Origin of the sequence: Compostibacter hankyongensis (genome assembly GCF_039541075.1) — a bacterium.
Classification (GTDB): Bacteria; Bacteroidota; Bacteroidia; order Chitinophagales; family Chitinophagaceae; genus Compostibacter; species Compostibacter hankyongensis.
Genome location: NZ_BAABFN010000002.1, coordinates 864,767 through 888,057 on the forward strand (window position 1 = coordinate 864,767; position 23,291 = coordinate 888,057).

At 53.9% G+C, this 23,291-nt stretch carries 18 protein-coding genes; 8 read left to right on the top strand and 10 right to left on the bottom strand.

The genetic code is table 11. The features are described 5' to 3' along the window. Positions 1–37: 37 nt before the first annotated feature. The 3 genes from ABD851_RS08365 to ABD851_RS08375 all read left to right on the top strand — a co-directional run bounded on the left by ABD851_RS08365 (position 38) and on the right by ABD851_RS08375 (position 2,269). Entirely contained in the window at positions 38–1,165 is a 1,128-nt protein-coding gene (locus tag ABD851_RS08365) for a hypothetical protein (protein WP_344978156.1), read from the top strand. A gap of 83 nt (positions 1,166–1,248) precedes the next feature. After that, positions 1,249–1,827 carry an RNA polymerase sigma factor gene (locus ABD851_RS08370; RefSeq protein ID WP_344978159.1) on the top strand — a complete coding sequence of 193 codons (579 nt, stop codon included), beginning with the start codon at positions 1,249–1,251 and terminating at the stop codon, positions 1,825–1,827. 16 nt (positions 1,828–1,843) lie between these two features. Continuing rightward, complete coding sequence (locus tag ABD851_RS08375) at positions 1,844–2,269, top strand: anti-sigma factor family protein (protein ID WP_344978161.1); 426 nt, start codon at positions 1,844–1,846, stop codon at positions 2,267–2,269. A gap of 16 nt (positions 2,270–2,285) precedes the next feature. On the opposite strand, the gene ABD851_RS08380 is transcribed toward ABD851_RS08375, so the two are convergent. Next, positions 2,286–2,780 (bottom strand): nucleoside deaminase, encoded by a 495-nt coding sequence (locus ABD851_RS08380; protein ID WP_344978163.1) that lies wholly within the window; start codon positions 2,778–2,780, stop codon positions 2,286–2,288. 876 nt (positions 2,781–3,656) lie between these two features. Next, positions 3,657–6,290 carry an ATP-dependent chaperone ClpB gene (clpB, locus tag ABD851_RS08385; protein ID WP_344978165.1) on the bottom strand — a complete coding sequence of 878 codons (2,634 nt, stop codon included), beginning with the start codon at positions 6,288–6,290 and terminating at the stop codon, positions 3,657–3,659. Between the two features lie 388 nt (positions 6,291–6,678). On the opposite strand from clpB, the gene queG reads away from it, so the two are divergent. Further along, the gene (queG, locus tag ABD851_RS08390) at positions 6,679–7,605 is read left to right on the top strand and encodes a tRNA epoxyqueuosine(34) reductase QueG (RefSeq protein ID WP_344978167.1); all 927 of its coding nucleotides are present in this window, start codon (positions 6,679–6,681) and stop codon (positions 7,603–7,605) included. A gap of 318 nt (positions 7,606–7,923) precedes the next feature. Next, positions 7,924–8,835, top strand: coding sequence for an FkbM family methyltransferase (locus ABD851_RS08395; RefSeq protein ID WP_344978168.1), 912 nt, complete (start codon positions 7,924–7,926; stop codon positions 8,833–8,835). On the opposite strand, the gene ABD851_RS08400 is transcribed toward ABD851_RS08395, so the two are convergent. From ABD851_RS08400 to rhaM, 8 genes are all read right to left on the bottom strand, one after another. After that, complete coding sequence (locus tag ABD851_RS08400; protein ID WP_344978170.1) at positions 8,726–9,931, bottom strand: hypothetical protein; 1,206 nt, start codon at positions 9,929–9,931, stop codon at positions 8,726–8,728. The genes ABD851_RS08395 and ABD851_RS08400 overlap by 110 nt on opposite strands. Then, positions 9,921–10,916 (bottom strand): FecR family protein, encoded by a 996-nt coding sequence (locus ABD851_RS08405; protein ID WP_344978172.1) that lies wholly within the window; start codon positions 10,914–10,916, stop codon positions 9,921–9,923. The genes ABD851_RS08400 and ABD851_RS08405 overlap by 11 nt, the downstream gene beginning before the upstream one ends. Before the next feature lie 39 nt (positions 10,917–10,955). Next, positions 10,956–11,450, bottom strand: a complete 495-nt coding sequence (locus tag ABD851_RS08410) for an RNA polymerase sigma-70 factor (RefSeq protein ID WP_344978174.1) — start codon at positions 11,448–11,450, stop codon at positions 10,956–10,958. Between the two features lie 147 nt (positions 11,451–11,597). Beyond that, on the bottom strand, positions 11,598–12,188 hold the full coding sequence (locus ABD851_RS08415) for a LutC/YkgG family protein (RefSeq protein WP_344978177.1): 591 nt from the start codon (positions 12,186–12,188) through the stop codon (positions 11,598–11,600). Then, positions 12,185–13,615: a lactate utilization protein B gene (locus ABD851_RS08420; protein ID WP_344978179.1), complete on the bottom strand. Its 1,431-nt coding sequence runs from the start codon at positions 13,613–13,615 to the stop codon at positions 12,185–12,187. The genes ABD851_RS08415 and ABD851_RS08420 overlap by 4 nt, the downstream gene beginning before the upstream one ends. Before the next feature lie 110 nt (positions 13,616–13,725). After that, on the bottom strand, positions 13,726–14,460 hold the full coding sequence (locus tag ABD851_RS08425; protein ID WP_344978181.1) for a (Fe-S)-binding protein: 735 nt from the start codon (positions 14,458–14,460) through the stop codon (positions 13,726–13,728). Between the two features lie 158 nt (positions 14,461–14,618). Beyond that, positions 14,619–15,812: an FG-GAP repeat domain-containing protein gene (locus ABD851_RS08430; RefSeq protein WP_344978183.1), complete on the bottom strand. Its 1,194-nt coding sequence runs from the start codon at positions 15,810–15,812 to the stop codon at positions 14,619–14,621. Between the two features lie 53 nt (positions 15,813–15,865). Continuing rightward, positions 15,866–16,180, bottom strand: a complete 315-nt coding sequence (gene rhaM / locus ABD851_RS08435; RefSeq protein WP_344978185.1) for an L-rhamnose mutarotase — start codon at positions 16,178–16,180, stop codon at positions 15,866–15,868. Positions 16,181–16,394: 214 nt separating this feature from the next. Here rhaM and ABD851_RS08440 point away from each other — a divergent pair, with 214 nt between their 5' ends. The 3 genes from ABD851_RS08440 (at position 16,395) to ABD851_RS08450 (ending at position 23,245) form a co-directional block, all read left to right on the top strand. Continuing rightward, positions 16,395–19,661, top strand: coding sequence for a glycosyl hydrolase (locus tag ABD851_RS08440; RefSeq protein ID WP_344978187.1), 3,267 nt, complete (start codon positions 16,395–16,397; stop codon positions 19,659–19,661). 425 nt (positions 19,662–20,086) lie between these two features. Next, the gene (locus tag ABD851_RS08445) at positions 20,087–22,138 is read left to right on the top strand and encodes a TonB-dependent receptor plug domain-containing protein (protein ID WP_344978189.1); all 2,052 of its coding nucleotides are present in this window, start codon (positions 20,087–20,089) and stop codon (positions 22,136–22,138) included. A 24-nt stretch (positions 22,139–22,162) separates the two neighbouring features. Then, positions 22,163–23,245: an HmuY family protein gene (locus tag ABD851_RS08450; protein ID WP_344978191.1), complete on the top strand. Its 1,083-nt coding sequence runs from the start codon at positions 22,163–22,165 to the stop codon at positions 23,243–23,245. Positions 23,246–23,291: the final 46 nt, after the last annotated feature.

The following is a 23,291-nucleotide window of genomic DNA, read 5'->3' on the forward strand; positions in this document are numbered from 1 at the left end:
CAAACCGGAAAACAGCCCGATTTTTACCCTATAACGTATGCAAACCGCCTCGACGATAGCAGAACAATTGCTGAATGCTTTTACCCCTGTGCATTGCCTGAGCCAGCAGCAGCTGCTGCAGTACGTAGGGCAGAAAATGCCGGCCGTGGAACAGCATATGGTAGAGCAGCACCTGGTGGACTGTCCGCTTTGCAGCACGGCGCTGGAAGTGATGCTGCAGCCCGAAAAGCAGGCGGCGCTGTCGCCCCTCCTGCAGGAAGTGCATGCCAAAATCCGCTTCCGGTACCAGACGGCGCCGGAGCAAAAGAAGCGTCACCAGGCTATCCAGCAGAAAGCCCGCCTGATAAAAAAGGAACAGAAAACCGAAGTGTTCCTGAAATACGGATGGATCATCGTCTTTGCCCTCATCGGCACCGGTTTTGCCTTCTGGATCGCCTCCCGGCCCGCCGTTGCCACACGGCCGGCCGTAAGCGAAGCATTACCCGCCGGCGGGACGGCGGACCCGGCTACCGAAGCAGCCACTACGCTGCCCGAGCAGCCTGATCCCGCTCCCAAGACCAACCTTGTTGCCACGGCTGCCCGTCGCAACACGGAAAGCGCCGGGAACAAACCGACCAAGGCTCCGGCGGGCGACACCTCCCATGTCGTCCGTACCCCCCCTGCCGCCCTTCCGGCTGCTCCTGTAAAAAAACCTGCACCCGACTCATCCCGTCAGAAGGCGGTGGCCCCCGCGGTCAAACGGGAGGAAGAGCAACGGCAGACAGCGCCTCCCGGTAAGCAGGACGATTCCCTGCAACGCCCTCCTGCAACCACGCCACAGCATCCCCGGGAAAAGCCTGCCAGCAATCCAAAGCCTTCCCTGGTCAACCAGCCGGAGATTGCGGGCAGCTCGGAAAAGAGCATCGCCCCCTCGCCTTCGCTGGACGAAATGGCCTATACCCGCGCCAAAAAGCTGATGGGACAGGGCGACTGGAAAGCGGCTGTCGACCAGCTGGAACCCCTGAGCCGGAATTCCGGCCGGTTCCACGAAACGGCAAATTATCAGATGGCGGTTTGCTATAAGGCCATGGGCCGTAAAGGCAAAGCGCGCCGCATCCTCAAAAACATCGTGAAGGAGAACGGCAACATGAAAGAACAGGCCAGCCAGCTGCTCTCCGCGCTGTAAAATATCCTTCCCCGTTATGTGAAAAATCTGTTCTCCTGCATCCTATCTTTATATAAACCCAGGTATTCTCCGTGAGTGCGCCTATGACATCACAGCTTTCAGACCAGGAATTGCTCCATCGTTACGAACAGGAAGGCAATAACGAATGGCTGGGCGTGCTGCTGGGAAGATACACACACCTGCTTTTCGGCGTGTGCATGAAATACCTGAAACAGGAAGAGAGGGCCAGGGATGCCGTACAGCAGATCTATCTGAAAGTGCTGCATGAGCTGCCCCGGTACAGGATCACCTATTTCAAGGCATGGCTGTACCGCGTAGCCAGGAACCATTGCCTGATGCAGCTGCGTCCTTCGGTGCAGAACCGGTCCCAGCCCCTGCCGGAGCAGATGGAGATGGAAGACGAGCAGCAAAGCCGTCAGCGGCTGATGGAAAAGGAACATTTGCTGACGCTCCTGCAGGCGGCGGTTACCCGGCTTGCCCCGGAACAGCAAAATTGTATCCGGCTTTTCTACCTGCAAAAAAGATCTTATCAGGAGATCTCAGCCCATACGGGTTATTCCCTGATGCAGGTAAAAAGCTTTATTCAGAACGGAAAACGTAACCTGAAGAAAATGATCGAACAGATGCGGGACAGGCCGGATGATGCGCCGGCTGCCGGTTAAATATTATACAGATGTCATGCACGATGAACTGCTCAACATACTAAAGGTAAAAGACGGATGTCCTTCGCAGCAACAGCTGCTGGATTACCTGAACGGCCGTCTTCCCCCCGACCAGCAACACGAGGTGGAGCTGCACGTGGCGGACTGCGCCCTGTGCAGCGATGCGCTGGAAGGTCTGTCGGATATGCGGCACCGTGAGCAGCTGCCCGCCATCGTCCGGCAGATCCATGCCCAGCTGCAGCGGGAGCTACGATCGCATCAGCGCAAAAACAAACGGCAAAAGTATTATGTATGGCTTTCGGCGGTCATCTTTATCCTGCTGCTGATACTCATCATTGCCTTTTTCGCCATACACTACGCCATCCGCCACTCCCCGGAACATACCCTGCCCGGGCAGGACAGCACGCGCACCGAAGCTCCGCTGGAAAATCCGCAGCGCTGACCATTGACTGTTGTCTTCAATAACGCTGCTTATCCGCTTTCTGACGCCATGCCGCAAATACGCTCAGGGCCTCTTCCTTCATCATCGGGATCATGGGAATGCTGCGTTCCGCCAGGGGCAGGGAGATCTCCTTATAGATGAAGGCGTCGTCAAAGCCGGCCCCGGCAGCATCCGCACGCGTACCGGCATAGTAAACCCGGTCGGGCCTGGCCCAGTAGATGGCGCCCAGGCACATCGGACAGGGCTCGCAGGAGGTGTATATCTCGCAGCCGCTCAGCTCAAAAGTGCCCAGCTTCCGGCAGGCTTCACGGATAGCCACCACCTCCGCATGTGCTGTGGGGTCCGACGTTGCCGGCACCTGGTTGGCTCCCCTCCCGATTATTTCATCTCCTTTTACCACTATGGCGCCAAAGGGGCCGCCTTTTCCCTGCTGCATGCCCTCCAGCGCGAGATCTATCGCCAGCTGCATAAAATGTGCTTCCCGCTTTCCCATGATGTTTCTTTTCTTCAAAAGTACGGAGATCAGATTATACTCCTTATCCGGCCATCGTCGGACAAGTGGCATCGGGGAAATCCGCGTTTACAGCCAGCCGGCATATGCCCATAAAAAACCCGTTCCGCCTGGGGCGGAACGGGGCTTCTTAAAGGAAGTCTGTTTTGCTTGTCCTTCCTTGCTGCCATACAGCGGATTAGAGACCGCCCAGCAGGCTTCCCAGCAATCCGAGGACGGTAGCCAGCAGATCGCTTAAAAGTTTACCTAAGTCCATTGTATTGGATTTTCATGATTACGCCTACTCTTTTTTGTTGGTTTTCGGCAATCCCAATGACCGGCATGCCGGCATTAAAACCGGCGCCGGGAAATTTCGTAGGTCATTTACAGTCCTAACAGATCAAGCACGGATCCGAGGAGGTGCCCCAGGAGCTGTAATAAAGTCTGTACTACGTCCATAGTATCTTATTTAATAACCATTACGCCTACTCTTTTTATTGGTTTTCGGCATCCCCAATTATCTCTTGTTGACGGAACCTGAGCGAAGCTAAAAAATATGTCCGCTTGTATCCATTCATTTTATTCACTAACATGGGAAACCGCCCGCAGGAAGCCACAGGAAACAAAAAGGCCCGGATCACCGGGCCTTTATAACTTTTTGAAGGCTGCATTTGCCGGACGGAAGCCGTCCTTAGCTGCCGGCCAGAACGGAAAGCAAATTACCGAGCAGGTGGCTCAGCGCCCCCAGGAGATTTTGTACGAGATCACTGATCATAAGGCTGTGGTTTCATTAGTGATGCCTACTGTTTGTGGGGTTCGGCAATCCCAACGGGTTCCATATGACCCGCAATAAACAGAACCAAGGTAGCCTTATTCTGACGCCGCTCAGTGTTCATTTTATTCAATATTAGCCTGTTCGCCCACAGGCTTGGATACCTCATTGCGGACCACTACTACCCCGTCAAATACGTCGATCAGTACGGGACGGGTCTTATCGATATCACCGGCGAGGATGCGCTTGCTCAGCAGGTTGATGATCTCTTTCTGGATCAGCCGCTTCAGCGGACGGGCCCCGAACTGGGGATCAAATCCCTGCTCGGCAAGGTAATCCAGCGCATAATCGGAGAACTCGAGCTGCATACCGTTTTGCGCCATCAGCGCTTTCAGGTGCGCCAGCTGGATATGGATGATCTTCCGGATATCCGCTTTCAGCAGCGGCTGGAACATGATGATCTCATCCACACGGTTCAGGAACTCGGGGCGTACCGTCTGCCGCAGCAGGCCCATGACCTGCTCCCGGGTACTTTCCACCACCTGTTCCCGATTTTTCTCGTTGACGTTTTCAAAGTTATCCTGGATGATCTGGCTGCCCAGGTTACTGGTCATGATAATGATGGTGTTCTTAAAATTCACGATCCGGCCTTTGTTGTCCGTCAGCCGTCCGTCGTCCAGCACCTGCAGCAGTATGTTCCACACATCGGGATGCGCTTTCTCGATCTCATCCAGCAGCACTACAGAGTAGGGTTTGCGTCTCACCGCCTCGGTCAGCTGACCGCCTTCGTCATATCCCACATAGCCGGGGGGAGCGCCCACGAGGCGGCTTACGGCATGCTTTTCCTGGTACTCGCTCATGTCGATGCGGGTCATCATGCTTTCATCATCGAAGAGAAATTCGGCCAGCGCTTTGGCCAGCTCCGTTTTACCCACACCGGTCGTACCCAGGAAGATAAAGGAACCGATGGGCTTCCTCGGGTCCTGCAGTCCCGAACGGCTGCGCCGGATCGCATCGGCCACGGCCGAGATCGCTTCATCCTGCCCTACGATCCGCTTGTGCAGCTCTTCCTCCAGGTTCAGCAGCTTGTCTTTTTCGCTCTGCAGCATACGGCTCACCGGTATACCGGTAGCCTTGGCCACGTTTTCAGCAATATCTTCAGCATCCACTTCTTCCTTAAGGAGCCGCTTGCTGCTGTCTGATAATGCATGCAGCTCTTTGGTATACTGATCGGCAATATCCTGCTGCTCTTTTATCTTGCCATAGCGGATCTCGGCCACCCTTCCGAAGTCGCCGTTGCGTTCGGCCTGCTCGGCTTCGTGCTTCAGCTGCTCGATGGCCGACTTGGCGCCCTGTATCTTATCCACCATCTCTTTTTCCTGCTGCCATTTGGCGCGGAAGGCATCCCGCTCTTCGTTCAGCTGGGCAATTTCCCGGCCCAGCTCGGAAAGCTTTTGCTCGTCGTCTTCACGTTTGATCGCTTCCCTTTCGATCTCGAGCTGGCGGATACGGCGTTCCAGCTCATCCAGCTCTTCAGGCATGGAATTCATTTCCAGCCGCAGCTTGGCCGCGCTTTCGTCGATCAGGTCAATGGCCTTGTCCGGTAAAAACCGGTCGGTAATATAGCGGTGCGAAAGTTCCACCGCCGCAATGATGGCCTCGTCCTTGATCCGGACATGATGGTGATTTTCGTAACGTTCTTTCAATCCCCGCAAGATGGATATGGCGTCTTCCACAGAAGGCTCGTCCACCACTACCTTCTGAAACCGCCGTTCCAGCGCCTTGTCCTTCTCAAAATACTTCTGGTACTCATTCAGCGTAGTGGCGCCCACGGCACGGAGCTCGCCCCGCGCCAGCGCAGGCTTCAGGATATTGGCAGCGTCCATGGCGCCCTCCATGGCCCCGGCACCCACCAGGGTATGTATCTCGTCTATAAACAGGATGATGCCGCCGTCGCTTTCCGCCACGTCCTTGATCACCCCTTTGAGCCGCTCTTCAAACTCGCCGCGGTATTTGGCGCCGGCCATCATCGCGCCCATATCCAGGGCATAAATGATCCTGGTCTTCAGGTTTTCCGGCACGTCCCCGTCTACAATACGGTGCGCCAGCCCCTCCGCAATGGCCGTCTTACCCACGCCGGGCTCCCCGACGAGGATAGGGTTGTTCTTGGTACGGCGCGACAGGATATGCAGCGTGCGGCGGATCTCTTCATCGCGCCCGATCACCGGGTCCAGCTTTCCCGCCGCCGCCAGCTCATTCAGGTTCTTGGCATATTTCTGCAGGGCATTGTACTGCGCATCCGAGCTCTGTGAGGACACAGTAGCTCCCTTGCGCAGCTCCTTGATGGCCGATTTCAGACCGGCTTCCGTCAGCCCGGTATCCTTGAGCAGCTTGGCGGTATCGTCATTGCCGGCCAGGATGCCCAGCAACAGGTGCTCCACGCTGATAAATTCGTCCCTGAACTCCTTGATAAAGCCGCCGGCCCGCAGCAGGGCGTTATTGGCGTCCCGCCCGAGCATCTGTCCGCCCTCCCCGCTGACTTTGGGATAGCTTTTCAGCTGTTCCTCCAGCTTGGAAGAGAGAAAGGCGATGTTCACATCATTTTTCTTCAGCAAAAAATCCACAACCCCCTCATTCTCCTCCAACAGGGCTTTCAGGATATGACCGGTTTCGATGCTTTGGTTCTGCGCATCAAAAGCCAGCTGCTGCGCATGCTGCAGCGTTTCCTGCGATTTAATGGTAAGGTTATTTGGGTTCATAATTCTGATTGATCTCCTTTTTTAGCAATTTACGGCTTTGCTGCAAATAACAATCCACCTCAAATTTTATGCAATTGTGTCATTTTCAGCAAAAAAATACTGCCTGAATTTCAGATGGCGGATGAAATTACTGTTAAAATTTCAGCGAGGGCACGAGTTTGGGTGGTCTGGTTTCTCGTTTCTGGTTTGATGTTCAACGTCATCCCGAGCCACGTCATCCTGAGCTTGACCCGGGATCTCATTAATTCAGTCACTTCATGAGATCCCGGATCAAGTCCGGGAGGACGTTTCCTTATCGTGCCTTTCGCCTTTCACCCTTTACCTTTTGCCTCTTACCCTTCATCTTTCACCACCTTTATGTAGCTTCGTATCCAAAAGCAGGCAAGCCGTGTCCCCCGAGCAATATACCCGTTTTATCAAAGCCGAAACCGCCAGGCTGGGATTCGACTATTGCGGTATTGCCCGGGCCGTGCAGCTGGATGAGGATGCCCGCCGCCTGGAGCAATGGCTGAACAAAGGCATGCATGGCTCCATGCGATATATGGAAAACCATTTCGACCTGCGCATAGACCCCGGAAAGCTGGTCCCGGGAGCCCGGTCCGTCATTACGCTGCTGCTGAACTATTATCCCGCAACCGAACAGCAGCCCGGCGCTCCGATGGTGTCCAAATATGCTTACGGAAAGGATTACCACAAGATCATCAAAAACAAGCTGAAAGAATTACTATCACGGATACACGACGAGATCGGGGAAGTACAGGGACGCGGATTCGTGGATTCCGCCCCGGTGCTCGAGAGAAGCTGGGCGCAGCGCAGCGGGCTGGGATGGATCGGGAAAAACGGTAACCTCATTCACAAAGGCGCCGGCTCATTCTTCTTTATCGCCACCCTTATCGTGGACCTGCCCCTACTGTATGACGATCCGGTAGCTGCCGATTTCTGCGGCTCCTGCACCCGCTGTCTGGATGCCTGCCCCACGGGAGCGCTTCCCGCGCCCCGCGTGGTGGACGGCAGCCGCTGCATTTCCTACTATACCATCGAGCTGAAAGAGCAGCTGATCCCGGAGCAAATGCAGGAAAAATTCGGGGACTGGATGTTCGGTTGCGACATCTGCCAGGACGTATGTCCCTGGAACCGCTTTTCAAAAGCTACGGGAGAAGCCGCCCTGGAACCGCTGCCGGAGATCCTGAATTTTTCCACCCGCGACTGGGAAGCGCTGACCGAAGAAAAGTTCAGCGAGATATTCCGTCACTCGCCGCTGAAACGTGCCGGATATGCCGGCATCCGCCGCAACCTCCGGCTCAGGCAGATCTGAAAGACGTTTCTGGTTTTTCGGTTTGAAATTTATCTTGCGCACGACGCCTTTTAGAGATCCCGGCGAAACGAAGACCGGCAATTCTTATACCGTTCGAGACGGGCTTTTCTGTACCGGTCCGGGGTCCCGGCAAAATGCAGACCGGTAATTTCGCTTAAAATAATTCAGCTCAGCTGCCAATATTGCTCCGGTCCGTGAGCGCAAAATCCAAACCGTTTACGGAATGCCGCGGCATAACCGCAGCGACATTTTTCCTTTACAATAAGGGTATTGTTACGGTGATGTGTTTTAATATAAATCACCTTACAAAATCCCTTCATGCCGTATATTCGTCGCCTTTTATTTGTTGTCCTGGGATTGAATGGCTATTTAAAGCTTATCCGGAAATCTTACTTCGCTATATTCAATGCCGGCTTGTTAAAAACAAATCCGGTTTACGACTGGCATTACTTTGTTCAAAATTTAATAAAAAGAGGTGATGTGATCCTGGATATAGGAGCCAATATGGGATATTATTCCTGTCTTTTCTCAAAACTTACCGGAAACCGGGGTAAAGTCTATAGCATAGAACCGGTAGCTCCGCTTGTAAAACAGTTGAAAAAGCAGATAAAAAGAAAAAAGAATATTACCGTCCTGCCCCTGGCTTTGGGCAATGAGAACAAAGATGAAGTATGCTTAGGCCTGCCAGAGGGGATCCGCAAAACAGGCTATATCCAACATGGACTTTTTTCTATACAGGACCCGCAGGGCCTGAAAGAAAATAAATTTGTCTTTGGCGCCGCTCAGCGAAAGGGAAGCGAAGTATTCAGCGGATTAACGCGCATTGACTATATTAAATGTGATGTGGAAGGATATGAAAAGGTAATACTTAAGGACATGGAGCCGCTCCTGGTCAGGCATCAGCCCATGGTGCAGGTAGAGATCAGAAATGATCATTTTACAGAACTGATCAGCTTCTTTAAGAAGATCGGCTACCGGGCTTTTAAGCTGGATGCAAAAAAACTGGTTACATTAGAAGGCCTGTCTTCTGCTCAACAAAGGCATTTCGACACGCTTTTTGTACCCCCCCGTCATTTTACAAGAATAAAGCCTTTTACCGGTCATATTGATCCCAAACCCATCAATACCTCAACCTGTAAAATACGCCCAGCTGAAAACCAATCCATATTTTTTTACCGGAACCCCTCTTCTCATCATAACTTGCCCCAAGCGAATAAGGCGGACGGATAAGATAATACTCCTTGTACGGGTCGGTGCCCGGCGGGCCCGAAGGCAAAGAAGAACCTACCGGGTCAATGCCGCTTAAAGCATAACTGCTCCTCATAAAATTGATAACAGGGCCAAATTCAAAAGACCATCGGTCGTTGATCTGCCTCGCAGCAAAAAGCCCCAACGAGATCGGCCTCGACTTCAGATGAAGGGTAGAATCAGAAAGATGAGTGGAATCAGGATTAGAAAAAGGCCAGCTGAAATCTTTGGACAGCGTACCCGTGGATAAGGAAAACGAGATATCCCAGTTTTTTGACAACGGAACAGCAGACCCCATGCCGTAAAAGAAACCGGAAGCCTTAAAATTCGTCTTCCATGCGGCCGTGGCAAATAACCAGGGTAATCCTGCACGGATACCAGGATTTGCATAAAACACCTCATTGGCGGTAAGCCCGGCTGACAGATAAAAACCGTTATCTGACCGGCTTTTTTTCTTTTCGCCTTTAAAAACAGATGCAGGAATTTCCCTGGAGAACGAGGGCAGCCGGGAAGCTCCGGCCGGCAAAGTATCAGCTTGTCTCACCAGCTTCTCTCCTTCCCTTCCCGACCGGACAGACATAGCAATGGCCTGTATTTCATATCTAACCACCGGCCGGACAGCCGTAACAGATGGCTCAGGAACATTTTCCGGTCCGGCAGCAGGAACGTCGCCCGGGGCGCCCGATTTCCGTGTCGAAGCGCGCAGTTCGCTCTTCGCTTTTTCACTTTGCACTGCTCTGCGGGAGGAATTATCCCGAAAAAGGATGATATGGTTTCCCATAATTTCACTGGTAATCTGATACTGATCATCCAGATAAGTAAGCAGATCGTCCAGCTTCATCGAAGCCCCGTTAAAAGCTATTTTTTTACCGGGGTTTATCTTATCTGTGCTGAACGAAAGAAAAAATCCGGATGTCCTTGCTATATAATCACCAAGCGAATCAAGTCGGATGGTCCGGGCAGGCAAAAAAAGAACCTGGGCCCGCTCCGTCTTTTTTTGGGACAGGGCAAGGCACGGGATGGCAAGAAATAAGGTAAGAAGAATGACAAAAAAGCGCCTTGGCTTATCAAAGTCCATTTTTAAAAAAGTATATTGTATCGTCTTTTCTCCGGTATTGAATATCCAGAGAAGCGCTTATTACTTTCAATACATAATCTAACGACCTGTCATTAAACTGTGTATTGATCCGCAAACTATCCAACGCCTTATTTTCCAGTATTACCCTTACCCCATAAGTATTTTCCAGCGCCTCCTTTACATGCGCAAGCGAAGTACTATAAAAATAAAGCGACCGGGTAGCATAACCATAACTGTTGCGGTCTAAAGAATCCCGGTAAAGGACAAACCTGTCATTGCTCTTGTAAAAAACGCCGGAAGAACCTGCTGTGACAACGATGCTTTTCGCATTTTTTTTCATCTTTACGATTCCGCTCTCCACACTCACCGTTACTTTTTTAACATCATTTTTTACATTAAATACCGTACCCAGCACAATTATTTCTATGCTGTCAGCATAAATAGTAAAAGGACTATCGCTCATCCGCTTTACGGAAAAATAACCCTGACCCTCCAGCCTGACCTTCCTGCCGGTTTGAGCAAACCGATCTTGGATGCGCAAACGGCTTTGAGGAAACAATACGACGACAGAAGAATCCCGAAGGGTATCTTTAACCGCCATTGTCTTGGCATCAATCCGTTCACTGTACATTACAGAAGCTGTATGAGGTTGCATCAAATAAAAAAAGATCGCAAAGCCCATAAGGACAATCAGGGCTGCCGCCACCTTCCAGCCAGTATACAGCCTTCGGCCGATAAAAGGCTTTCGTTCTTTTTCAATAATTTCTTTCAGCTTCAGCCATTCATCTATTTGATGTGGCCGGCGATAAATCTCTCCTCCCGGAGCCTCATCCCAAAGACGCGCCGCAACTTCAAACAATTCGTTATTCTCCGGCGCCTTTCCTCTCCAGACATCTATGGAAAAAGCTTCCTCCGGGGAAGCTTCACCGGCGAGATATTTACCTATCAGTTGCAGGTCAATTTGTATATCGGAATCGTGACGCACTTATTTCAATATATCATTTTTTATAAAAAGCCAAAACGGTCACAGATAATCCTTCAATTTTTCCCGGAACACCTTGAGCGCTTTGCCGATCTGGACTTCTATGGTTTTAACGGAGATATTCAATTCCGACGCGATCTCGGCATATTTTTTCCCTTCAACCCTGCTTTTGAGAAAAATAAGCCGGCATTGGGGAGGAAGCTCTTCCATCACCCCCCGAATACGCAGAGAAAGATCGGTCGCTAATATTTTATCATGGGTATTGTCAACCAAAGGGTCAATGGCTTGGGCGGCGTCCTGCTTGTGTTTGCCTCTGGTTTTACTATCACGTATATAGTTGAGGCTGAGGTTGTAAGTTGACTTATAAAGATAGCTTCCGACTTTTTCTTCTCCCAGCAGCTGACCCTTCTTTTCCCATAGTTTAAGAAAAACAGTTTGTACAATATCCTCCGCGGCACTGTTTTCCTTCAGCATGGTAAAGGCATAACGATGCAATTTAGCATAATATGCATGAAAAAGGCGGCAGTATTCCGCCATTTGATTCTTGTAATACTTATCTTGCAATAGCCCGCTTCTTTGAGCCTACATCAAACCTATGTTAATGTAACACACCAATGGCTATTTACCCTTATAGGGATGGGGATTTTTTTTACTTCGGCAACTTTTTAATAAGCGAAGCGGTCCTTAACCTTCCTTCACCAAAAATACCGTCATCCCTTTCGGGCCGTGAGCGCCCAGCACCAGGGATTGTTCGATGTCGGAGGTTTTTGAAGGGCCCGCGATAAAAACACCGAAACCCTGTTCTGCAGCCCCTATTTTTTCATAGGCATCGTGCATCGTGGATACGATAGCGCCGGCAGGCAGCACCAGCGCAAGCTGTGTACAGATAAAAGGCAGCGCGCGATGGATCATCTCTTCTTCGGTAATCCATACCGCTCCGTTCTCCGCCACGCCAAAGCGGCCGGCCAGCACCGCCACATCCACATTCTCAAAGCTGTGGGGATCCGCCTCCGCCGCCACAGGCGCTGCAACATCACGGAGAGCGGGCAATACGGAAACGATCCTGCCGGCACCGGGGTAGGTCTTTTGCAGGGCTTCCGGGAGGGCCGCCGGAGAGCTTACCTCGACAAGGTGGCCGCCGATAAATTCAAGTACTGTTCTAAACGCGGTCAGGGGGTCTTCTTCCCGGTAATAAAGGGGAGCCAGCTCCGGCAGGGAGGCTGTTCCGCTGTTGTGCTGCTTTACGGCAGCCAGTATTTTCTCACGGCTGTTCATGCTGGATCTTGTTGTGGGTTTCCGGTGGTATCGGGCTTGCCGGAGGAAGCCTGCGGCTTTCCTTTTCCGGCGCGCTGCCGGTACCATTCACGGAAAGACTGCTCCGGAGCTGCCGGCATCTCACGCTGCTTATACCAGGGATTGAGCCGGTTGTCGATCACGAAAGGGGTATGCTTCAGCGCCCATCTCGCCGCCTTTCCGGCCATGCGGTACAGCGCGGGGGAAGACAGCGTGCCCGCCATAATTTTCATCCCGCTTTTCTTGGTGGCCGGCACATAGCCCGCTTCCGCCAGCACCTGTCGCCATTTATACAACTGTACATGGATATCGATCTTCACGGGACAGACGTTGGAGCAGGAACCGCAAAGCGTGGAAGCAAAAGGCAGATCCGCATATTTTTTCATATCCAGGTTGGGCGCCAGGATGGACCCGATGGGCCCGGCAATAGCGCTATGATAGCTATGCCCCCCGCTTCTGCGGTATACGGGACAGGTATTCATACAGGCGCCGCAGCGGATACATTTCAGCGAATTCCGGAAATCTTCCCGGCCCAGCTGTACGCTGCGACCGTTGTCCACGATCACGATATGCATTTCCTGGCCCGGCCGGGGCTTGCAGAAGTGGCTGGAGTAGGTGGTGACGGGCTGCCCGGTGGCGCTGCGCGCCAGCAGCCGGAGAAACACACCCAGGTGTTTCCGCTCCGGGATGATCTTCTCCATGCCCATACAGGCGATATGCACATCTGAAAGATGGGCGCCCATATCGGCATTGCCTTCATTGGTGCAGACCACAAACTCCCCGGTTTCCGCTACGGCAAAGTTTACACCGGTCATGGCTATACGGCGCGTCAGGAATTTCTCCCGCAGATGTTCCCGGGCGGCACGGGTAAGGTATTGCGGGTCTGCCATACCTTCCGGAGTGCCCAGATGCTCGTGAAACAGATCGCCGATCTCTTCTTTTTTCTTATGGATACAGGGCAGGACGATATGGCTCGGCGGCTCGCCGGCCAGCTGTACCACCCTTTCGCCCAGGTCGGTATCTACTACCTCCACGCCTTGTTTGCCCAGGTATTCGTTCAGGTGGCACTCCTCGGTAAGCATGGACTTGCTTTTCACGATGCGGTCCACGCCGTGCTTTTTCAGGATATCGTGAACGATGACATTATGCTCATGCGCATCTGTGGCCCAGTGTACGATAACACCGTGCTCCAGCGCCTTTTTTTCAAACTGTTCCAGATAATCGCCGAGGTGGTCCAGTACATTTTGCTTGATCTGCGAGGCTGTTTCCCGCAGCAGCTCCCAATCGGGCACCTGCCGCATCATCCGGTCCCGTTTCTGACGCACCCACCAGAGGGTCTCGTCGTGCCAGTTCACCCGCGGCTCATTCGCATTAAACTGTTCCGCCAACGCGGCGTGATCTTTTTCCATAGTCAATAGTTTCCTGTTTCTGATTTGAGGTTTGAGATTTGACGTTGACCGGCCTGAAATGAAACCTCAAACCAGGACCTCCAACTTTAAACCTCAAACTGGAAACCTCCTTAAACTCCGTTCAATATCTCTGCAATATGAATAACCTTGACAGGGCTGTGCTCCCGGCGCAGAATACCTTCCAGGTGCATCAGGCACGACATATCGCTGGCGGTAATATATTCTGTTCCATGCTGCGCATAATCCCGGATGCGGTCTTTCCCCATCTTTACGGAAACCGCCTCCTCGGATACACAGAATGTTCCCCCAAAACCGCAGCACTCATCTGCGCGGTCCGGCTTTACCAGGGTGACGCCCTCCACCATGTCCAGCAACCGCTCGGGTTTGGAAAAGGGCGCAGCCGCCAGCTCGCTCATCTGCGAAAGATGCAGTCCCCGCTGCCCGTGGCAGCTCTGGTGCAGGCATACTTTATGGGGGAAACGCGCCTGTAAGGCATCCACCTTCAGCACATCGGTCAGAAATTCCACCAGCTCATACACCTTTCCCCGGATACCGCCGGCGGCCGCTTCATGACCCGGATCGTGCAGGTGTTCCTTGATATGCAACGTACAGCTGCCCGAAGGACAGACAATATAGTCGTAGGCGGCAAAGTTCTTTACAAACAGGGCGCTGGTTTTATCCGTCAGCTGCTCGAAGCCCGAATTGGCCATGGGCTGGCCGCAACAGGTCTGGTTTTCCGGGAAGGCCACCGTGACCCCCAGCTTTTCCAGCAGCTCCAGGGTGGCTATCCCTACCTGCGGATAAAACTGGTCAATATAACAAGGTATAAATAATCCTGCTGTCATCACCTGTTCGTTTAAGCACAAAATAAAAAGCAACGGTAATTACACAAAACCGGTTTATTACCCGAAACTTATACTATCTGAACCGTTTTCCGGCTAAGGTAGCCCTTCTTTCCGGGCCAACTATCCTGTAGTCACCTGTACGGGCGAAAGGACAGCTGTTATTTCGCTCCGGGATCCCGGGCTATGCCTTCGTTAAAGAATACACAAAGCCCGTCCATACCGGCTACGACAATATCTTTCCGGCCCGTTCCCCGGAGGTCGGCCACGGCAAAATAAAGTCCGGTGCCCTTGCCCGTTCCCGGCATGCCGTAGGAGACGATCTCTTTGGTAAAGGATTCCCCGTTCCATTTATAATAATAAGTTCCCACGGGATCGTTCACGCCGGGGTCGTGCGCATGGGCCCGGAAGCGCTTTCCGGTGATCAGCTCTTTTTTACCGTCGCCGTCGATATCCACCCACTGCAGGGCATGGAACTGGGAGTTAAACGGATCGATGGCATGCTTTACCCAGCTGCGCTTCCCGCTCTTGTCTGTTTTTTGTTCATACCAGTCCAGCCCGTAGCTGTGCCCCTGCCCGGCGATCAGGTCATTTTTGCCGTCGCCGTTCACATCGGCTACGATGACCGGAACGCTGGTGGTGCCCAGCTGGAACTCATGATGAGGCACCCATTTCCCCTTTACAGGATCCGGCGGAGCTTCCAGCCATCCGTCGCTGACCACGAAATCGCCGCGGCCATCCCCGTTTATATCCCCGAAGCCCAGTCCGTGTCCCTGTATGGGCGCCACCTGTACCCGGATAAAACGTCCCGTCCCCTTGCCGGAGGCATCCTTTACCAGCTTGAAGAATTTTAGGGGGAAGCCCGGGTTGTTGGGCACGATCTCGAGGGTACCGTCGTTATCCACATCCCAGCCCTGTGTGCATTCTACATTGCCCGTGGTATCGATCACATGCTGCTTCCACTCTTCATCCTTCCCCGGGTTCTCACGCCAGCTGAGGTTATTGCTGAACCAGCTTCCGGTGATAAAATCCATGCGGCCGTCGCCGTTTACATCCAGCGGTATAGTGGAGAAATCATCGGAATATTCCCCGTAACGTTTTACCGTACCGATTACGTGCCTTTCGATAAAATCGGGGCCTTCATACCAGAAAGCGCCCGATACGATATCCGGCTTACCATCGCCGTTAACATCAAAGACGGCAACGGATTCAAAGCTTTCCGAGGCAATCACCCGCTTGGTGAAACGCAGCGGCGGCATCGCTGTGCCGGCGGTTTGGGCCGTGGCCGCGCAGCCCATGATGGAAATACAAAGCGTCGATAGAACGACCTGCTTTATTCCTTTGTTCTGGCTCATCGTTTTTTATTTTTATAAAATAAACCGACCGGATTTCCGGCGGCGGCATGCTGCTAATCCATATGAAACACCTCGGTCAGCGACACGGATGCGGGAGAGTTATCCGGATTTGTCTCCATGATATCAGCCATATGGGCCCACCATTTTTTCATTACCGGTTCGTCGCCGATGTTCCCGGTCTCAGCGCCTTCCTGCAGTTCCTGTATACCAAACAGGATATTGCGTTCCTCGTCGAGGAAGATGCTGTAGTTGCCGATGCCTTTTCGCTTCAGCAAGGCCTTCAGCTCGGGCCATAATGCATCGTGCCGCCGGATATACTCATCACGGCAGCCGGGGTTCAGTTTCATAGTAAATGCAATCCGCGTCATATAACCTAAAGATTTTTTGCGAAGCCGTCTTCATCTGCACAGGGCGCCGCAGCATGCCGGAAACCGGTCTGCCGTGCTGCGCCGGAAGGCTCACAAGATAAGGTAAAATCACGGCAAGCCATCCTGTACTGTCATGCCCCTCTCCTCCCTGGCAGGAAAGCACAGGATGGCTCCGCAGCCGGAATGCCGTATCATTGGGATCAATATATATGCTATGAAATACCTTTTCCGCCTTTCTTTTTTTGCCTGCTGCGCAGTCGCCTTTTTCCCGGGTTGTAAGCCTGACAGCAGACAGGATAATGCTACCGCGCTCGAATCGGTAGCCGGCACAAAACTGGAAGAAAGCTTTAAGAACCCGCCCGATTCGCTCAAGCCCGGCGTCTATTGGTACTGGCTGAGCGATAATATATCGGAAAAAGGAATTACGAAAGACCTCGAAGCGATGGCAAAGATGGGCATCGGCACTGCCTTCATCGGCAATATCGGTCTGGATGATGTGCCCTATGGCAAGGTGCGGGTGCTGAGCCCCGCCTGGTGGAAGCTGACCCGACACGCTTTTCATGAAGCGGCGCGGCTGGGGATCCATCTCGGGTTCTTCAACAGTCCCGGCTGGAGCCAGTCCGGCGGGCCCTGGGTAAAGCCTTCGCAATCCATGCGCCACCTGGTACAATCCGAGATAATCGTAAAAGGCCCGCACGCCATTTCCCAAAAGCTGCCGTCCGTTCCGGAAAACTTTCAGCCCGTATCCCTGCAGGCCTTTCCCCTGACAGAAGCGGCTACCCGTGTTATCTCGGCATTTCACCCGCAGATACAAGCAGAACCCGGTATCTCCGGGCTGGCAGCGTTGGCCGACGACGACACCGCTACTGCCGTACTTTTTCCGAAAGGAGATACCATGGTGCGTATAGACTTTACCGTGGACACCCTGTTCACGGCCCGCGGTCTTACCCTCTATCCCGCCGCCGTACCTTTCAGGGCGGATGCAGTCCTGCAGGCATATGAGGGCAACAGCTTCAGTACCGTTTGCAAATTTGTGCTGGACCGCAGTAATCCCAATATCAACGTAGGTCCCGTTCCTTTTGCGCCGGTGGCCGTAGCCTTTCCCAAAGTGCAGTCCGGAAAATTCAGGCTGGTGCTTTCGAATATCCATTCCCGTGCCGGCCTCTCGGAAGTAGTGCTGAGCGAAGCGCCGCCGCTGGATCATTATCCGGAAAAACAGCTGTCCAAGATGTTCCAGTCTCCACAGCCGATGTGGGATACCTATATGTGGCCGGCACAGCCGGCGGTGGACGACAAGGCCCTGGTCACCGACCCCAAGAAGGTGATCGATCTTTCGGGGAAGCTGGCCGCCGACGGTACCCTCAACTGGGAGGTGCCGGAAGGAAGCTGGGTTATCCTGCGCACCGGCATGGTGCCGACGGGCATAAAAAACAGTCCCGCCGCTCCCGAAGCTACCGGTCTTGAAGTGGATAAGATGAACAAAGAAGCGCTGGCCTCCCATTTCAACGCTTTTGTGGGGCGGCTCTGGGATTCCCTGCCGGAAGCGGACCGCAAAGCATGGAAGTACGTGGTGGAAGACAGCTATGAGATGGGCTCGCAAAACTGGACCGACGGCCTGGCCGCCGATTTCAAAAAAAGATATGGCTATGATCCCCTGCCCTGGCTGCCGGTGCTGAGCGGCCATATCGTGGGTAGCGCCGATCAGTCCGACCGTTTTCTCTGGGACCTGCGCCGTCTCGTAGCCGACCGCATATCCTCCGAATATGTCGGTGGCCTCCGCGGACTGAGCGGACAGAAGGGATTGAAAAGCTGGCTGGAAAATTACGGTCACTGGGGGTATCCCGGCGAGTTCCTGCAATATGGCGGGCAGTCCGACGTGATTGCCGGCGAGTTCTGGGCGGAGGGCGACCTGGGCCGCATCGAGCTGAAAGATGCCTCTTCGGCCGCGCATACCTATGGCAAAAGGGAAGTATGGGCCGAATCTTTTACCGCCGCAGGGCGGCCCTGGCAGCGTTATCCCGGCGAGCTGAAAAAGCGCGGCGACTGGAGCTTTACCGAAGGGGTAAACCACACGCTTTTCCATGTATACATACAGCAGGCTTACGACAGCATGCCGGGCGTGAATGCCTGGTTCGGCACCGAGATCAACCGGATGAACACCTGGTTCGATCAGGGCAAGGCCTGGATGGATTATATCCGGCGCTGCAACTTCATGCTGCAGCGGGGCGCGCCGGTTGCGGATGTCTGCTACTTTATCGGAGAAGACGCGCCCAAGATGACCGGCATCTGCGATCCTCCGCTGCCGGACGGCTATTCCTTCGACTATATCAATGCCGATGTGATCGAACATCGTCTCAGCGTAAAAGACGGCAGGCTGGTATTGCCGGACGGCACCTCGTACCGGCTGATGGTGCTCCCGCCCCAGGAGACCATGCGTCCGGAAGTGTTGGAAAAGATCCGCGACCTGGTGGCGGACGGCGCCACCGTGCTGGGCGCGCCTCCCTCCCGCTCCCCCAGTCTTCAGAACTACCCAGGCTGCGATACCACGGTAAGCCGGATGGCGGCAACGCTCTGGCAGCACTGCGATGGAGAAACGGTAAAGGCGGTAAAATATAAAAAGGGAAACATCTTCCGGGGTATGAGCATGGAGGAGGCCTTTCAGCAGCTCGGCGTAACGCCCGATTTCGGCGTGCCGGAAAAGCAACCGGTAAAATATATCCATCGCCGTATGGCCGACGCCGACATCTATTTTATCACCAACCAGAGCGATCAGTCGCTGGATATTACACCCGTGTTCCGTGTCAGCGACCGGCAGCCCGAGCTGTGGGATGCCGTCAGCGGCAACCTGCGCAAGCTGCCCGGATTCCGGCAGATGGAGCAGGGTACCGCCGTACCGCTGAAGCTGGCCCCCGCGCAGAGCTGGTTCGTGGTTTTCCGGGGCAAAGCAGGCTCCTCCACCGGCACGGGCGACAATTTCCCGGAAACTAAGCCGCTAAAAACGCTGGACGGCCCCTGGACCGTACAGTTCGACAAAGCGATGCGCGGACCCGCAGCGCCGGTGGCTTTTGATCAGCTGGGCGACTGGAGCCAACGACCCGAGGACAGCATCCGCTACTATTCGGGAACTGCCGTATATACTAAAACCTTCCGGCTGGACAGCCTCCCCGCCGGGCAGCGCCTGCTGCTGAACCTTGGCCCTGTAAGGGTGATGGCCGAAGTATATGTGAACGGAAAGGCTGTCGGTAATGTATGGACGGCTCCCTGGCAGCTGGATATCACCGGTGCGGCAAAAGCCGGCGAAAACACGTTGCGCATCGCCGTGGTGAACACCTGGGTAAACCGTCTGATCGGCGACAGCCGTCTCCCGGAAAAGCAACGAAAGACCTGGTCCTCGCTGCAGTTATACAAACCCGACGCCCCGTTGCAGTCTTCCGGCCTGCTCGGCCCGGTGAGCATCCATTCGGTGAAATATAGCGAGTAAGCATAAAACAGATCACTTTCACAATAGGCCATAACGGAGCGGTATACCGCTCCGTTATATTTTCCCGTTTTGATCAATCGATTTCCTGATTGGGGAAACACAGCGTCCGCTTTCTTCTTTTCTTTGCATCATCAATTCAACGATGCTTGCTCCCACAACATGCCGCCGGCAAATGTCCCGGCTGCATGACCGGTAACCGTACCGGAATTCATCTTTTTTGATAAAAAAAACATGGCGACAGCGCAATGCACCCAGGTGCTGCGCGGGTTGTTCATACCGGGTTATGCTATGAAAACCCTATAGCTGATGTGCCAACATCCGCACGGCAGCGATGGATAAAATTCAATCTTCGGGAGCAAGTGGGTTGAACGGCATCCTGAGCGCCGGCGGATTTGGCCATCACCAACTGTTTCAATGGCCAGGAAATGAATGGAAAAATCGGTTATCTCATCACCGGATGCATGATCGCCCTCGCCGGCAGCGCTGCGGCGCAGGACGGTAAGCGTATGGACAGCAGCATCTTCCGGCTTGGCGATGTGGTCATAACCGGCCAGTACAGTCCCCGTTCAATGAAGCAATCCGTATTCCGGGTACGCAGCATCAGCGCCGAAAGGATACGCCTCAGCGGAGCCGTTAACCTACAGCAGGTGCTGATGAGCCAGCCGGGCATCCGCTTCTCCAGCGACAATACACTGGGCACTTCGGATATCGAGCTGATGGGAATGAGCGGGCAAAATGTAAAGATACTGCTGGATGGCGTGCCGCTGACCGACCGGGGCGACACCCGGGAAAGCCTCAATCAGGTAGACATACACACCATCGATCATATCGAGATCGTGGAAGGTCCCCTGTCCGTAACGTACGGAACGGATGCCCTTGCCGGGGTGATCAACATCATCACGCGGAAGGATGCGCCCGGCGATAATCTCTTTGTGTCTGCCGGGATTCAGGAAGAATCTGCGGGCAGCGAGTACCATCCCTTTGCAAAGGAAGGATTGCATAATGAGCATCTCCGGATCGGCTGGCAGCATAAAGGCTGGAGCCTTTCGGGCTATGGCACGCGCAATGATTTTGGCGGATGGAAAGGCCACGCCGCAGGAAGAGAAAAAGAATGGAAACCCAAGGACCAGGGTATGGCCGGCGTTACGGCCGGCTATAGTCACAACAACATGGACATCCGCTACCGGCTGGATTACCTGGACGAGGGTATCTTTTCTCCTGGACGGCTGAATCCCAATAATTATAAAGCGCTGGATCAGCATTACCTCACCACACGCGTTACCCAGCTCCTGCAGGCCGAATGGCGGATCAGTCCACGGATCAGCTACAGCGGGGCAGCCTCTTACCAGGTGGACAACCGCCGCACCCGGAGCATAGGCCGGGATTTCCGCAGCGGAAAGGACTCCCTCACCACCGGCGCGGGCGAGCAGGACCGGTCTGTCTTTCATACCTTATTTTTCCGCAGCACCGTTCAGTACAGGATATCGTCAGCCATATCCCTGCAGCCCGGGATGGAAATAAAATCTGACCATGCAGACGACGACCGCATTACAGGCGCTCCTACCCTTAACGACTATGCGCTGTTCGTCTCTTCCGAGATCAGCATCCCGGCCGGCATACGGATACGGCCCGGCATACGGCTTACAAAAAACTCCGTATACAAGGCGCCGCCGCTGATCCCGTCGCTGAGCGCCAAGTTTGCCCTGGCCCGGGATCTCGACCTGCGGCTGTCCTATGCCCGGGGCTTCCGTGCCCCTTCGCTGCGGGAACTCTATTTTACGTTCTTCGACGCCAACCATTCCATACAGGGAAATCCCGGGCTTAAGGCCGAACAGTCCAATAGCTTTAACGGCGCCCTCTCCTGGCAGGTGATCAACCGGGACGACCTCCGCTTCGGCACGGAACTGACAGCCTTTTACAACGGCATAGACAACCATATCGATCTCGCCCTCGGCGCAGATAACATATACACCTATATGAATATTTTCCGGTACAGGACCACCGGCGGTGTGCTGGAGGGCAGCTTGCTGTGGAAGCACCTGCAGGCCACGCTTGCCTTCTCCTGTATCGGCCGGTATAATGAACTTTCCGAAGACAAGCAGCAGTCGTTGCCGGCGTTTGTCTGGTCGCCCGAACTCAGCAGCGGGCTGACCTGGCATCTTCCCAAAGCGGGAGCTTCCCTGGCGCTGTATTATAAATACACCGGCTCGCTGCCCGCCTACGAAGCCGATCCCGATCATGCGGGCAAAGTACATCTGGCCAGGACAGCCGCTTTTCATTGGGCGGATCTGACCGCAACCAAGACCCTGGCAAAACACTTTACGCTGCAGGCGGGCGTAAAGAACCTGTTCAATGTAACGCGGCTCCCGAACACTACCCTCAATACCGAAGGAGCGCACAGCACCGGCAGCCTGCAACCCATGAGCTATGGGCGGTCCTGGTTTATCGGGGCAAGCTTCAGCTGGTCCAAACATTAATCAAACCCGTTTAAAACAACCGATATGCAACGTAAATACTGTTTCTTTTTTCTTATGGCCACGATGGTCATCCTCAGTGCCTGCACCAAAGACAATGACGATATCGCTACACCGCCCCCTCCATCCGGAGGGGCCGAAATAAAGCTGAACGGCGGGCTCGGCGGTTCTGCGGCACAAAATTCCGTCTTTGTGGACCTCAGCACCGGTACGCAGGATTCAGTAAAGCGGGACAGCTGGGATCTTGGCTTTTACAACGGCAGCGATTTCCGGGTGATCCTTAACTATACGCTTCCCAATGCCATGATTGCCGCTGTAAATAAAACCGACCTCAGCGCCGTTAGCGCCGCCGATACGGCCGGCATGGTGCTGGAGAGCACATTCAGTCCCACCGACCTGAAGAAGGTGGATGCCATTGACGGCGACCTGACGGGGACCGCCATCGCGGCCATCTCCGGCACCGAAACAGACAACAAGGTCTATATCCTCAACCGGGGGGCGCTGGCTGCCCATACGGAAAACAGCAGGGGCTGGATAAAGCTCCGCATTGTGCGTAAAGGAAACGGGTACCTGCTGCAATATGCGGGGATCGCCGATACCGACTTCAAAACGATCGAGATCAGCAAGGAAGAAGACCATCAGTTCAGCTTCGTCTCGCTGGGCGACAAGGACCTGAACGGCGCCGGTCCCGTAACCGTGGAGCCGCCCAAAGCACAATGGGATTTTGTATGGACGCTGGCGGCATATAAGACCAGCTACCAGGGTACCGATATCTACTATCCCTTCTCTGACCTGGTGCTTATCAACAACCGGGACGGCGTAGAGGCCGCCGAAGTAATGAGCAGCACGGTGAGCTACGAAGATTTCGCCGAAGCGGATATAGCCGGCATTACCTTCAGCAATGCCAGAGATGCCATCGGCGACAGCTGGCGGGCCACGTCGGGCGGCAATGGCCAGGAGCCGGGGGTATTCACCGACAGATTTTACGTCATAAAAGACCCGCAGGGAAATATCTACAAGCTCCGGTTCATCGATTTCACAGAGGAAGACGGCGGCAGAAGAGGTTATCCGGATATAGCATACCAGCTGGTGCTGAAAGGTGAAGGCTGAAAGGCGAAGGGTTAAAGGTGATCAACTTTAAATATTAAATCATATA

Bases quoted from the DNA above. Each gene is read 5' to 3' on its own strand.
- ABD851_RS08365 (WP_344978156.1), top strand. From the start codon at position 38: ATGCAAACCGCCTCGACGATAGCAGAACAATTGCTGAATGCTTTTACC.
- ABD851_RS08370 (WP_344978159.1), top strand. From the start codon at position 1,249: ATGACATCACAGCTTTCAGACCAGGAATTGCTCCATCGTTACGAACAG.
- ABD851_RS08375 (WP_344978161.1), top strand. From the start codon at position 1,844: ATGCACGATGAACTGCTCAACATACTAAAGGTAAAAGACGGATGTCCT.
- clpB (WP_344978165.1), bottom strand. From the start codon at position 6,290: ATGAACCCAAATAACCTTACCATTAAATCGCAGGAAACGCTGCAGCAT.
- ABD851_RS08395 (WP_344978168.1), top strand. From the start codon at position 7,924: ATGCCGTATATTCGTCGCCTTTTATTTGTTGTCCTGGGATTGAATGGC.
- ABD851_RS08400 (WP_344978170.1), bottom strand. From the start codon at position 9,931: ATGGACTTTGATAAGCCAAGGCGCTTTTTTGTCATTCTTCTTACCTTA.
- ABD851_RS08410 (WP_344978174.1), bottom strand. From the start codon at position 11,450: ATGGCGGAATACTGCCGCCTTTTTCATGCATATTATGCTAAATTGCAT.
- ABD851_RS08415 (WP_344978177.1), bottom strand. From the start codon at position 12,188: ATGAACAGCCGTGAGAAAATACTGGCTGCCGTAAAGCAGCACAACAGC.
- ABD851_RS08420 (WP_344978179.1), bottom strand. From the start codon at position 13,615: ATGGAAAAAGATCACGCCGCGTTGGCGGAACAGTTTAATGCGAATGAG.
- ABD851_RS08425 (WP_344978181.1), bottom strand. From the start codon at position 14,460: ATGACAGCAGGATTATTTATACCTTGTTATATTGACCAGTTTTATCCG.
- ABD851_RS08430 (WP_344978183.1), bottom strand. From the start codon at position 15,812: ATGAGCCAGAACAAAGGAATAAAGCAGGTCGTTCTATCGACGCTTTGT.
- rhaM (WP_344978185.1), bottom strand. From the start codon at position 16,180: ATGACGCGGATTGCATTTACTATGAAACTGAACCCCGGCTGCCGTGAT.
- ABD851_RS08440 (WP_344978187.1), top strand. From the start codon at position 16,395: ATGAAATACCTTTTCCGCCTTTCTTTTTTTGCCTGCTGCGCAGTCGCC.
- ABD851_RS08445 (WP_344978189.1), top strand. From the start codon at position 20,087: ATGAATGGAAAAATCGGTTATCTCATCACCGGATGCATGATCGCCCTC.
- ABD851_RS08450 (WP_344978191.1), top strand. From the start codon at position 22,163: ATGCAACGTAAATACTGTTTCTTTTTTCTTATGGCCACGATGGTCATC.